6 protein-coding genes are annotated in these 14,554 nt (G+C 43.0%); 5 read left to right on the forward strand and 1 reads right to left on the reverse strand.

What is annotated here, in order from left to right; genetic code table 11:
- Positions 1-6: 6 nt before the first annotated feature.
- On the reverse strand, positions 7-1,191 hold the full coding sequence (locus BUB52_RS04220) for a heparin lyase I family protein (RefSeq protein WP_009122751.1): 1,185 nt from the start codon (positions 1,189-1,191) through the stop codon (positions 7-9).
- 169 nt (positions 1,192-1,360) lie between these two features.
- On the opposite strand from BUB52_RS04220, the gene BUB52_RS04225 reads away from it, so the two are divergent.
- The 5 genes from BUB52_RS04225 (at position 1,361) to BUB52_RS04245 (ending at position 14,545) form a co-directional block, all read left to right on the forward strand.
- Complete coding sequence (locus tag BUB52_RS04225; RefSeq protein ID WP_039950971.1) at positions 1,361-5,425, forward strand: hybrid sensor histidine kinase/response regulator transcription factor; 4,065 nt, start codon at positions 1,361-1,363, stop codon at positions 5,423-5,425.
- 103 nt (positions 5,426-5,528) lie between these two features.
- A complete protein-coding gene (locus BUB52_RS04230; protein ID WP_009122753.1) occupies positions 5,529-6,098 on the forward strand; it encodes a type IV toxin-antitoxin system AbiEi family antitoxin domain-containing protein in 570 nt (189 codons plus the stop codon).
- A 676-nt stretch (positions 6,099-6,774) separates the two neighbouring features.
- Positions 6,775-8,958, forward strand: a complete 2,184-nt coding sequence (hepC, locus tag BUB52_RS04235; protein ID WP_009122754.1) for a heparin-sulfate lyase HepC — start codon at positions 6,775-6,777, stop codon at positions 8,956-8,958.
- A gap of 21 nt (positions 8,959-8,979) precedes the next feature.
- On the forward strand, positions 8,980-11,358 hold the full coding sequence (locus BUB52_RS04240; RefSeq protein WP_009122755.1) for a surface glycan-binding family protein: 2,379 nt from the start codon (positions 8,980-8,982) through the stop codon (positions 11,356-11,358).
- Positions 11,359-11,383: 25 nt separating this feature from the next.
- The gene (locus BUB52_RS04245; protein ID WP_009122756.1) at positions 11,384-14,545 is read left to right on the forward strand and encodes a SusC/RagA family TonB-linked outer membrane protein; all 3,162 of its coding nucleotides are present in this window, start codon (positions 11,384-11,386) and stop codon (positions 14,543-14,545) included.
- Positions 14,546-14,554: the final 9 nt, after the last annotated feature.

Consider the following 14,554-nt stretch of genomic DNA (forward strand, 5'->3'; position numbering starts at 1 on the left):
AACTCATCACTCTTCCTTATATCCAGCCAAGTTATAGCATACCGGTACTGTACTGTTACCTACACGATAGATGCCGAATTTAAAATAGTAACCGTCATCGTCATTACGGCCTATCTGAATTTCTTCATTATTCACGATATGCTCTTTAACGGTTTTCTTCTTGTCGGTATACTCCATTTGTACGTCCAGTTTGCCCGGTTTCACAATGGTTTCGGCTTCCTTGCCATAAGTAGTCCAGTCGATATGAATGCGGAAAGTAACCCAGCAGTCTTTGGGGAAATCGACAAAAGGCATCTTATAAGCTATTGTAGACGACTTGTATTCAGAAGTCACAGGCTTCATTATCGGAGTTTTTTCCGGATTGGCGTTACAGCGGTCAGTCTTGTCGGTCAGCCAACGGCGGTCTGAATTGGCCTTGATATAAAACCAGCCGCCGGAAAATCCGAAAGCCAACGGCGGATAACCGCCTTGCTCTACCAACCAACCGTTCTTCTTTCCGGCCTTATAGATAGGATTTCCCTTTTTATCTTTCATCGGATTTCCTTGCTTATCCAGTCTCGCCACTTTTTCATGTCCGGTGTTCTTTTTGAAAATAGTGGTCTTATCCAGCTCTATAAACTCGTCAACCGTCAACTTTTTCACTTCACCTTCAGGAGTCTGCACAAGCGTACGGTCGGGCATACCGTGCCATTGGGCAAAAATGGTAGACACATTGTTATCCAGCGCAGACGGAATATATACGGAGAACTCATAGTCGCGTGACGCTCCTTGCGGACAAATACCTTTTCCGTGATGATATACGGTCTTGGTGATTTGCGCTTTCCGGTAAGCATCCGCCGGCAATCCGTTAAAATCGGCCGAGGTGGCATAACAATAAGAGAACTCGGCACGGCCTTTGGTCTCTCCCTTTCCGTACCCTTCCAAAGTATTATCCTCTTCACGCAGCTCAAAACGATAAGACGGTTTGCCGTTGAACAAACATGTAAAATCCCGTTGAATGGCATGCTCCTTTTTCGCGCCGACAGCTACCCAACAGCCGTCTATAACCTGATCGATACGCGCTGAGTCAGCTTGAACGTTTACCCGTTTGGTCAGGGGAACCAATGTTTCAGAGCCTTTGGTTTGCGCAGTCAGCGTTGTCGTGCAACCTGCTGCCATCACCATGCAGATAACAAAAATGTTTTTCTTCATTCTATTTGATATTAAACTTAAATTACGCTGCAAAAGTACGAAAGCTATCCCTCATACCCACCCCCTATTTGTTTCAGAAAACCCTATATTTGTGTAAATCCACCATAAGATATAGAAATTTTGAAAGATATTACTATCTTTGATGCATCATAAATTTTACGGTTTAATAATGAGTAACCTTAAAAAGATAGTAACCATCCTGTTTTTTCTATGTATGGCAGGAGTCTCTTACGCTTATTCGGAAGCCTGGGGACAAATAAATTTTTCTTATATATCCATTAAGGACGGCTTATCGCAAAGCACAGTATTCTCCATAGCGCAAGATAAGCTCGGGAATATGTGGTTCGCCACTTACGACGGCGTCAATAAATACGACGGATACGCATTCACCGTTTATCAGCACGACGAGAACGACCCGAACAGCATCGCCAACGACATAGCCCGTATCGTGATGACCGACAGCAAAGGGCGCGTGTGGATCGGCACCCGCGACGGCCTTTCGTACTACGACGAGGAGAAAGACAAATTCCAGAACTTTTTCTATGAAAAGAACGGCAAGCATCTGCAAGTCAACGGTATTGTGGAACTGTCACCAGACCGTTTACTCATCAGCACCCTGGAGGGTTTGACGATGTTCGACGTCTCTACATCCCGTTTTGTCAACGACATATTCAGTACGGCAATGCACAAAACGATTGCATCCGCCCTGTACAGGCATGGCGACCAAATCTATATCGGGACGCCGTCGGACGGTATGTACTGCTACTCCGTTCCGCAGAAAAAACTTGAGAAGCTTACTTACATACCGAGCAGCAAGCAGATTCAGGGAATACTCCAGCAATCCCCCACCCGTATATGGGTGGCAACGGAAGGCTCCGGGCTGCTTCTCATCAATCCTAAGACCCGGGAAGTCAAGATATACAGACATTCCCCTTCCAATCCGCAGTCCATCAGCTCCAATTACATCCGCTCATTGGCGCTGGATTCGCAAAACCGCTTATGGATAGGCACTTTCAACGACCTCAATATCTACCATGAAGGAAACGACTCTTTCATGTCTTACAGCAGCAATCCCGTAGAAAGCGGCAGCCTGTCGCAACGCTCGGTGCGCAGCATCTTCATGGACTCGCAAGGCGGTATGTGGCTGGGCACTTATTTCGGCGGACTGAACTATTACCACCCCATCCGTAACCGCTTCAAGAACATCGAGCGTATTCCTTTCAGAAACTCGCTGAGTGATAATGTCGTAAGCTGTATCGTTGAAGACAGGCAGAAAAACCTGTGGATAGGAACCAATGACGGCGGACTGAACCTATACACCCCCGATACCCAGCAATTCGTCCATTACGCATTGCAGGAAAACCAGCGTGAAGACGGTTTCGGCTCCAACAACATCAAGTCCGTATATGTGGATGAACCGAGAGGATTAGTCTACATCGGCGCACACGCCGGCGGTCTAAGCATCTTGCATCGCAACAGCGGACGCATAGAGAACTTCAACCAACGCAACAGCCGTTTAATCAACGAAAACGTATACGCCATTCTGCCCGACGGAGAGAATAACTTCCTCTTAGGTACATTAAGCGCTTTGGTACACTTCAATCCGGAGAAGCGGAGCTTTACCACCGTCACGCAAGAGAGCGACGGGACGCCAATGAATCTTCAAAAGATTACAACCCTGTTCCGGGACTCTCAAAAGCGCCTTTGGATAGGCGGGGAAGAGGGTATATCCGTATTCAAACAGCATGGAACGTCTATACAGAAAGCGGCGATTCTGCCCGAATCCACTGTTACGAAAGCATTCACCAATTATATCTATGAAGCGGCCAACGGTTTAATCTGGGTGGGTACGCGCGAAGGGTTCTACTGTTTCAACGAGAAGGAGAAGCGGATTAAGCGGTACACCACAGCCAACGGCCTGCCCAACAACGTGGTCTACGGCATACTCGAAGACTCTTACGGCCGCCTGTGGATGAGCACCAACCGGGGTATCTCATGTTTCAACCCTGAAACGGAGAAGTTCCGCAACTTTACCGAAGCGGACGGATTGCAAAGCAACCAGTTCAATACATCTTCCTGTTACCGTACTTCCAACGGCGAAATGTACTTCGGAGGCATAAACGGCCTTACCACATTCCGCCCGGAGCTGTTGCTGGACAACCCCTATACTCCGCCGGTAGTAATCACCAAGTTACAACTGTTCAACAAAACCGTCCGTCCCGACGACGAAACCGGTATTTTGAGCAAGAACATCAGCGACACGAAAAGCATCACGCTGAAATCCTGGCAGACAGCGTTTTCTCTGGAGTTTGTCGTTTCAAACTACATTTCCGGACAGCATAATACTTTCGCCTATAAATTAGACGGTTACGACAAAGAATGGTATTACCTCACGGACAGGCGCTCGGTATCCTACTCCAACCTGCCGCACGGCACTTATCACTTCATGGTGAAAGCCGCCAACAACGACGGCAAATGGAATACCACGCCTACCATACTGGAAATCGTCATACTGCCCGTATGGTACAAGACTTGGTGGGCTATCCTGCTGTTCCTCTCCACTTCCATCGGGTTCATTACGTTTGTATTCCGGTTCTTCTGGCTGCGTAAGAATATGGAAGCGGAGCTTGAAATAGAACGCCGAGACAAGGAACACCGTGAAGAAATCAACCAGATGAAGATGCGTTTCTTCATTAATATTTCGCATGAGCTCCGCACGCCGCTTACCCTGATTCTGGCGCCGCTGCAAGAGGTTATCAGCAAAATCAACGACCGTTGGACCCGCAACCAGCTGGAATACATCCAGCGGAACGCCAACCGCCTGCTGCATCTTGTCAATCAGCTTATGGACTACCGCCGGGCGGAACTCGGTGTTTTCGAATTGAAGATAAAGAAAGGCAACGCATATCGCCTGATACGCGAAAACTTCCTGTATTATGACAAGCTGGCACGCCACAAAGAGATACACTATGCTTTCCACTCCGAGCTGGAAGATAAAGAGGAGTATTTCGACCCGAACTATCTGGAACTGATTGTCAACAATCTGTTATCCAATGCCTTTAAATATACGGATAACGGAAAGAGCATCACCGTTACTCTGAAAGAGGAGAACAACTGCCTGATACTGCAAGTGAGCGACACCGGTATCGGTATCCCCATCAACAAGCAGGGTAAGGTGTTCGAACGTTTCTATCAGATAGAAAGCCAGCATATAGGAAGCGGAATCGGCCTTTCATTGGTGCAACGCCTGGTGGATTTACATCACGGGCACATCGAATTAGAGAGCGAAGAGGGTAAGGGAAGCACGTTCTCCGTCTATCTGCCGCAAGACTTGTCCGTCTATAAAGTTTCGGAACGGGCGGACTCCAATGCCTCCAAGGAAGAAGAGCAGGTGTACTCCACCAACTCCAAAGACATGTATTTCATCGATACGGAGAAAATGGAAAGTGAGGCCATAGAGACGGGTGACAAAAAACGCGGCACTATCCTTATTGTGGAAGACAATCAGGAAATACGCCATTATCTCAGTAGCGGCTTGGCCGGGTTGTTCAATACTCTGGAAGCCGGAAACGGTGAAGAAGCGCTGGAGAAGCTGAAAGATAATGAGGTAGATATCATCATCACCGACGTTATGATGCCTGTAATGGACGGAATCAAACTGTGTAAGAATATCAAGCAGAATATCCGTACTTGCCACATTCCGGTCATTATTCTGTCTGCCAAAACCGATATAAAAGACCAGTTGGAAGGCTTGCAAGTGGGTGCGGATGATTATATTTCCAAGCCGTTCGCCATTACCGTCCTCACTTCAAAGATACAGAACATGATGCGTACCCGCCGGCACATGCTCGAGAAGTATGCCAAGTCACTGGAAGTGGAACCGGAGAAAATCACTTTCAACGCCATGGACGAAGAGTTGCTGAAACGTGCCGTGAGCATTGTAGAGGAGAACATAGACAACATCGAATTCTCCACCGATGAATTTGCGCAGAAAATGAATATGAGCCGTTCCAACCTGCATTTGAAGCTAAAAGCGATTACCGGAGAATCCGCTATTGACTTTATCCGCAAAATCCGGTTTAAGAAAGCGACGGAACTGCTGAAAAGCGGACGTTATACAGTGGCCGAAGTCAGCAGTATGGTAGGATTTAATTCGTCGTCTTATTTTGCAACATGTTTCAAGAAGTATGTGGGCTGCCTGCCGACGGAGTATATAAAGAAAGCTAAAGGATAATTACTGAAAACCAAAGTTTTAGACTATCAGAATAAAAATCCTATAAAACCTACTGCATACTCAAATAATTGCAGTACTTTTGCAAAGTAAATATGTTTAGAGTATGTGTATCATAGATAAACTAAAAAAGAGTGGCTTTATTTCAACCAAAGAGTTGAGCGACTGGCAAGAACAACAGTTGCAGGCTGCTGTTCGTAAAGGTGAGGCTATACGTCTTAAAAATGGTATATATGCAGACATTGATGCCTTGGCAAACACAATGGTAGATATCCGCACGATAATCCCCAATGGCATACTTTGTCTTTGGTCCGCATGGTCTATTTACCATCTGACCACGCAGATACCAAACGCTTACTATGTGGCCATTGAGCGTACTCGAAAAATAATATTGCCCGATTATCCGGAGTTTCAACTGGTTTTTCAATCCGATAAGTTGCTGTCTATCGGAGTTACCCAAAAAGATGTACAAGGATACAATGTACCAATCTTTGACATGGAGCGTTCGGTATGTGATGCTATCAAATACAGGAATAAAGTTGGTATTGATGTAATGGCTGAAATTCTTCAAACTTACCTGAAACGCCCTGACAAAAATATTTCCTTACTGATGGATTATGCAGCAAAACTAAGGCTCCGCAACACACTTAATCAATATCTTGAAGTATGGCAATAAAAGAAGTACGTAATTGCCCCCCTTCACCCTTTCCCCCTTCTCTGTTCATGCGGGATAGCGGGTGAACCCATGGGATAAATATATTCATCTCATGAGACGAAAAAAACTAACCCGTAAGATGAATTTATTCGTTTTGTAGGATGAACTTATTCATCCTACAAAACGGATTTTACGTGTAATACCCACACGTTAGCGCCCGAAACACCACGTCTTTACGAGTAAAATGCCACATCTCAACGTTCATAATGCCTGCGGTTTGCCAAGCAAATGCCCGGACTTTGGGGAGATAAGGTGTGGCGTTTCAAGTACTGCTATACGCCGACAGTAATGACACTTACACAATCAGGCTTCACCCGTTATTCCCTATGAATAGGAAGAAGGAAAAGGGTGAAGGAGGTATGAGCAAACATTATTTTCCTATGATAATATCCTGTTTTCCTACGATGATAATCTGATAAAACAAGCATAATCCGATATTCCCCTATTCACTAAAATCACCCTCTCAGAGCATCTTACGCCACCCTTTTAGACAAATCTAATATTTCATTCAACAACTTTGATAATAAAATTCTGATTTCAAAAAAAAGATAAACAAGATATACTATTATTTAAAATTCAATGTAATATATTTGCGGCAAGAAAAATTAAACTTTTACTAATAAAAATCAACTTAAGTATGAAGAACACTCTTTTTATTTGTTTGTTCGCATTATGTGCATTCTCCGGATGCGTTGATGATGAAGAAGATTTCTTAGCAGGTGGCAACACCAATCCGGAATTGACCCCTGAGAACAAAGAGGACGCAGTATTGAATGCTGCCGTATTTGACCAACTCAACCTCGACTATCCCGGTCTGGAGAGAGTAAAAAAACACCATGAAGCAGGAGAGGATTATCTGGCGGCAAGTGCATTGCTGGAATACTATCGCATGAGAAAAAATGCAGAAAACCCGTTATTATCATTAGTAAACATTGAACTCAAAAAAGACACTAAAGACAAAGACGGTAACAGCTATAATGACGGCGACCAGAAAACCGCCGACTTCGCGTTAGAGTATCGTTTCTATGTTAAAGGTTACTACGATGGTAAAGTCGAAGACAGAAAACCTTATTCTGTAGGTAAAGCCGGTGCAATCAACTGGGCGAATAATCCTAAAAATGATACAGAATACCCGAAGCAACTTCACCGCCATCAATGGTTTCTTCCCCAAGCTAAAGTTTATCGTGTAAGTGGTGATGAAAAATACATCAATTCATGGATAGAAGTGTACGGCGACTGGATTGCACAAAACCCGCAACCCGCTACTGAAGCAGAAATAGGAGAAGGCCCGTGGTGGCAACTCCAAGTAGCAACTCGCCTTATCGACCAGGTGCAGTTGCTGGAATACTTCAAACACTCCGACAACTTTACCCCTGAATGGCTCACCACATTCCTTGCATCATTTGCTGAACAAGCGGATTTTCTTGTAAAATACCCCTATAAATCAAGTGGTAATATTTTAGTAACACAAGGACAGGCGTTGATTACTGCCGGTATACTGATACCTGAATTTAAAAATTCTCAAACATGGATGGACAAGGGGTACAGCATTGCAAATGCAGAAGTAAAAAATCAATTTATGTCCGACGGTTGGCATAAAGAAATGTCACTCCACTATCATATTTCTGCCGTAGCCGATTTTTATGAAACAATAAGACTGACCAAAGCCAACAATCTTACAAATAAGTTAGACCCTGATTTCAATGAACACCTCCGTAAGGCAGCAGAAGTTTTAACACACTTTACCTACCCTAACTACTTTAAATCAGGTCCTGACAATGATTACATTGTACCTGGCTTTAACGATTCTTGGAAAAGCAACTGGAAACGTTCTACTATTTCTAAAAACTTCGATAGATATGTTGAGCTCTTCCCAGACAGCGAAGAATTCAAATATATGGCAACAGCCGTCAATGGCAACACTCCTCAAGGAAGCCATCCCGACACTGAAATAAAAGTATTTGAAGACGCAGGTTATTATGTAATGCGCAACGGTTGGGAAACGTCATCAACAGTGATGATTTTCAGCAATAACAAGAGTAATGACATATCTACCAACTTAGACCGTTGGAGCCATAACCAACCCGACAACGGAACATTTGAACTCTACATCAATGGACGTAATTTCTTCCCAGATTCTGGAGTTTACAGTTACAACTACAACCTCGATTCAAATGATGGGCAAGATCGTTTATGGTTCCGTAATAGTGAAAATCATAACACACTGACTTTAGGAAAAGTAGAGATAATAGATAAAAAGAACAATCAAGCATCAGACTTTAAATATGCTGCCGGCAAACTTTTAAAAGCAGACAATGATGTACTAGTATTCGAAAATAAAGGTTACGACAACTTAACACATCGCCGCTCTGTATTTTATGTAGATAAATCATACTTTGTATTAGTGGATGAAGGTATCGGTAACGCAGCAGGAGAGTTGTACCTGAACTTTCATTTATGTGACAAAAAAGAGGATGTAGTTGTAGATGAACAAGCGAAAGGTGCACATACAGTATTTTCAAACAATAATATCATTGTACGTACCATTACTGATGACAACTTCATAAAGGGTGCAACAAGAAATGGACGTGTTTCATTCTCAAGTTCAGCAGGAGATGGCTACAACGAACGCACTGCCTATTATATAAATTCCAATAAAAAAGCCAATGAAACAACCCGTTTCATCACTGTTATTCTTCCGGTAGATAAATATACAGGGAATGAAGAGATTAAAGCTACATTCGGTGAATGTACCGACAACAGTGTTTCTGTAAATGTTACAGTTGAAGGAAAAACTAAGACTTTATCTTATACTTTATAATAAACCAATAACTTTCAAAATATGAAATCTAAATTGTTAAGCACATTCAGCATGCTACGAGTTCTGATGGTAGCTGCATTAACTGTGTTCTGTGTCTCTTGTGACAAGACGGAGACTACGGATTCAACGGGCTTTATTCTCTATTACATGGGAGTGACGGATATAGGTCCGGGATTATCGTATGATTTACAAGCACCCGCCTATAAAGGCAGTGCGCCCTACGACTTTACAATCACAAATATTACGCTGGATGAAGAAACATTCAGCAATGACGAGAATTTCGTAATCAATACCGAGACAGGAGCAATCGCCATTCAAAACACAGGCGCTATGGCATCAGGTCTGTACAGCATCAGTGTAGGTTGCTATTCCAACGGTAAGTTCTTCGAGTTCAAAGATGCTGTTCAGGTGAATATGCTGCTTGCTGCTCCCGAAGGCGTAACAATAGAACCGGACAAAATAATTGTAGTAAACCAAGACGAAGAAAAGTGGGCGGAAACCAGTGCACAAGTCACTACTGAAAAAGATAAACATATTAGCATTCTTCGTTATGCCATTGCACAAGATGAAAGCAAACCTTATCTGCAATACTTCGATGTAACATCTACAGGAAAAATCATAATCAAAGAGGGTGTTACAGAAGACCAACTGATAGCAGGAGAAGAATATACATTGAGCTTAAAGCTGACTACTAAAGTAGGCGACCATATGTTTGCTGACGCTGTAACATTCAAAGTCGTTTCCAAGCCACGCAAATTGGTTTATAGTCTAAACCAAACAGATTATGACCTTTTTGAAGCAAGATTGGCCGGAGAAAGTAGTATACCTCAGCTAAAAGGTGGAAAAGAAGACCTGAAGTTTGCCATTAAGTCTATCAACCCGGAAATCTCAGGTTTTAGTATTAACGAGGAAAACGGACAAATCAGTTTACCAGAGAATCATGAAGTGCCTGCTAACAAGGATTTAATTTATTCATTTACAATTACTGTCAGCAACAGCTATGGTAGTGCTGATTTTGAGAGTGTATATGCTGCAAAAGTTACAGACTATGTAAAACCTATTGACCCTGATAAATTTAGTTATACTACACAAGACCTCTACCAATTAGGAGGAGAGCTAACTGCCGAACGTAATCCAGGCTTTGAGGGTGATGCTGTAGAATTCTCTTTTGCTGAAGAAAATACAGACGAAGAAATCCTTGCACATAAAAAGAATGAGATTATTAAAGTTGATGATGGTAATGGAACAATCACAATAGCCAATAATCATACATTAAGTGCCGGATCTCACGAAATCAAAGTAAAGGTTACTAATATGAAGAATAAAGAAGGTATTATTAAATCACTTTCTGTGAATGTATTGGAAAATCCAAATTATTTTACATATATAGATTGGGGGAATAATATTGAACATGAGGTGCAATCTAATCAAAATATAAATATAGCTACAGTAAAGACTCAAAATGAACTCTATAGAAATCAGTTCCGGTTCATTCATAGAGTAGATGTGACATCTGAATATGAGGTGAAGGGATCAGACATAAAAGATGACAATGCAATATTTAATTATACGATTGTTTCTAGATTTGGAGGAGAAAAAACGGACAAGTTCTCAAAGACGGAAATTGACTCAAACAATGGAAAAATTACTATGGGAGATACACCTTTAGGTAGCAGTTTTGAAGGTGGTATTTTATTAATTAAAGTAACCGTAACCAATGCAACCCAACCTAAAGCTCCTGCTTTTGTTCGTAATATTCCTATATTTTTCAACACCCCCAAGGTTGACAGTAAGCCATACATTTTAAATGGCGAAGAAAAAAAAGGTAATCAAACTATGATTTGTACTCCTTTCGTTATTAAAGCAAATCCAAAGACTGGTAAATGTAGTAATTTTACAACTCAGATAATTGGAGCTAATAAAAGTACACCTATTAAATGTAATGGTATTTATGACATGCCAAAAGATAAATTTGTTTGGGAGTATTATGGACCTTTTACATATTGCAATTTTGACAATAATGATAGTCACAAAAACAGTACACCATTAAATGGAAGTTCTAAAGCTGATGAACTGCTATATCAAGTATGGGAAAACTGTTCCACTGTCACGAAAACCAAAAAAGATCCAATGCGCTACTATAATGAACAAGGAACACCTAATATCACGGACTTGAATAAAAAAGCTTGCTATTTAGATCAAGACGAAGTGAAACTCGTTGTTATTCCTGACAAAATAAAGGGTAAAGATAATCAATATGCTTATGGAGCAATGTTAGCTCAGCTCAGATACAACATTAAAAATGATATTATGGATGCGCTGAAGGCTACTACTGATAATCCTTCGAATCCTGTTTTCCCACTCATTATCTGGTTCGACGAAACCTACGAAGGCAACTAATTACTAACCAAACAATAATACAATTATGTATAAACCAACATATCACACACTGAGCAAAAGAGGGTACATCACCCTCTTGGCTCTCCTCGTCTCCATTATCACCTTTGCGCAAGGTGTGACAGTAAAAGGAACTGTGCTTGACGAGAATCAAGAACCCTTGATTGGTGCCACCGTGCAAGTGAAAGGCGAAACCACCGGTGCTGCTGCCGACCTTGACGGTAACTTTACCCTGAAAGCCAAAAAGAACGCTACACTGGTAGTAAGCTATATCGGTTATTTGACGCAAGAAGTACGCCTGCAAGGCAAAACACAGGTAACTATTCAGCTGACCCCCGACAGCAAAACACTGGACGAAGTAGTAGTTGTGGGTTACGGTACCATGAAGAAAAGCGACTTGACAGGTTCTGTTGCTTCCGTAGCTTCCAAAGACATTGAAGGCTTTCAGACAAGCTCCGTAGCCGGAGCTTTGGGAGGTCAAATTGCCGGTGTACAAATCACCTCTACCGACGGTACCCCGGGCGCAGGCTTCAACATCAGCATCCGCGGTGTAGGAACATTGACGGGAGACGCTTCTCCACTTTATATTGTAGATGGTTTTGAAGTATCGGACATCGATTACCTCTCCAACTCGGACATCGAATCTATCGAAGTATTGAAAGACGCTTCATCTTCCGCCATCTATGGTGCGCGTGCCGCCAACGGTGTAGTTTTGATTACCACCAAATCTGCCAAAGTAGGCAAAACAACCGTTACCTACAACGGCTCGGCTACATACCGTAAGATTTCAAAGACATTAGACGTGCTTTCTCCGTACGAATTTGCAAGATTGCAAGGCGATGTTGACGCAAAATTCACAGATACCTACTACAAAACAGGTGATGAAACAGAAGGAGTTCCTTACAAATATCAATCACTCGATGACTACATCGGCGTAACCGGAGTAGATTGGCAAGGCGAAACATTCAACCCCACTTGGTCTCAAGACCATAACGTAACTATCATGGGCGGTACCGACAATACCAAATATAACGGTTCACTCTCACGCTACGTAGAAAACGGTATCTTTAAGAACAGCGGTTTCGACAGAACTACCGCCAAATTCCGTTTAGACCAAAAAATCAACAAGAAACTGTCTTTCAACCTCACTGTAAACTATGCAATGACCAACCGTAAGGGTGTGGGTACATCAGGTGATTCTGGACGTTTCAATATGCTGGCACAAATCTTGAGTGCACGTCCCACAGGCGGCTTGAAGATGACAAATGAAGAACTGCTGGCGTCTGCCATCGACCCCGAAATGTTGGCATCCGGCGAGAGCCTCGCACAGGTAAACCCTGTAAAACAAGCCGAATCAGTAACCAACGAGAAGCGTGCAGAGATGTGGTCAGCAAATGCATCCATAAACTGGCAAATCATCAAAGGCCTGACATTCAAGACCAGTGGTTCTTACAATACTACCAATAACCGTACGGATATATTCTACCGCGATGGTTCGAAAGAAGCATACCGTAACGGACAGAAACCTTACGGGCGTACACAAATGGGACGCGATGTACGCTGGACCAATACCAATACACTGACATGGAAAGATAAAGTAAAGAAGCACAACTATGATGTAATGTTGGCGCATGAAGTTTCTTTCAGAAGTTCCGAATATCTGTTGGGCGAAGCGATGGACTTCCCGTTCGATAATCTGGGTAACGATAACTTAGGTCTGGGAGCTACTCCGAGTAAAGTAAACACTGATTATTACGACAAGACATTACTCTCTTTCTTTGCTCGTGCCAACTACAACTATGACAACCGCTACTTGCTGACGGCTACGGTACGTACCGATGGTTCTACCGTATTCTCCAACAAGAATAAATGGGGTTTCTTCCCCTCATTCTCCGCTGCATGGCGTGTATCCGAAGAGGCTTTCATGAAAGACCTCAAATGGCTGTCGAACTTCAAAGTACGTTTCGGTTGGGGTATCGTGGGTAACGACCGTATCAGCAACTACCTTTCTTTGGATATGTACTCAAACGTTAAGTATGGCCTTGGCAACAATACTGTAACCGTACTTACTCCTAAGCAGCTCAAGAATTCCAATTTGAAATGGGAAGGTTCTAGTTCTGTCAATTTAGGTCTTGACTTAGGTTTCTTAGATAATCGCTTGAATGTTACCGCAGATTTCTTTATCAAAAATACTAAAGACTTGCTGTTGGCACAGTCATTGGCACAGGCCACAGGTTTTACTTCGCAATGGCAGAACATCGGTAAAATTCAGAATAGAGGTATTGAGTTGAGCATATCTTCTACGAATATACAGACTAAAGACTTTACATGGAGTACCAATTTCAACATCTCGTTCATCCGTAACGAACTGAAGGCGTTGGCAGACGGCGCAAGCCACATGTATGCACGTTCCGGCTTTGATAGCAACTTTACAGGTTATGACTATATTGCTAAAGTAGGCGAATCATTAGGTCTGATTTACGGATATGAATTTGATGGTATTTATCAATACGATGATTTCTATACCGATACGGACGGTAAGTTGACATTGAAACCGGGCATTACACAAAACTCACGTTACAACACCGGCATCAAAGGCGACGCCAACGGTGCACGCCCCGGTGCAGTGAAGTACAAAGACCAGGACGGTGACGGTGACATCACGACCAATGACCGTACAGTGATTGGTAACGCTATGCCGAAATGGTTCGGTGGTATCACCAATACTTTTGAATACAAAGGTTTCGACTTGAGTTTCATGTTCCAGTTCAACTATGGCAACGACATCTACAACGCTACCCGTTTGTATGCCACACAATCCAGAAGCGGACGCCGTAACATGCTTGCCGAAGTGGCAGACCGTTGGAGCGAAACGAATGCTTCCAATTTGGTTCCTTCCACAAGAGGTTACATCACTAACGACGTATACTCACGTTTTGTTGAGGACGGTTCTTTCTTGCGTTTGAAAAACTTGACGTTGGGGTATACCTTGCCGAAGAAGTGGACAAATAAATTCCATGCTTCACGTCTCCGCGTATATGTCACCGGTCAGAACCTATTCTGCCTGAACAACTACAGCGGCTACGACCCCGAAGTAAACAGCCTGAACAATCCGATGATGCCGGGTCTGGACTGGGGTGCTTATCCTAAGAGCCGGGTATTTACAGTGGGACTTGACCTTCAATTCTAATCCGTAAAA

It is taken from the genome of Bacteroides clarus YIT 12056, from assembly GCF_900129655.1.
Lineage (GTDB): Bacteria > Bacteroidota > Bacteroidia > Bacteroidales > Bacteroidaceae > Bacteroides > Bacteroides clarus.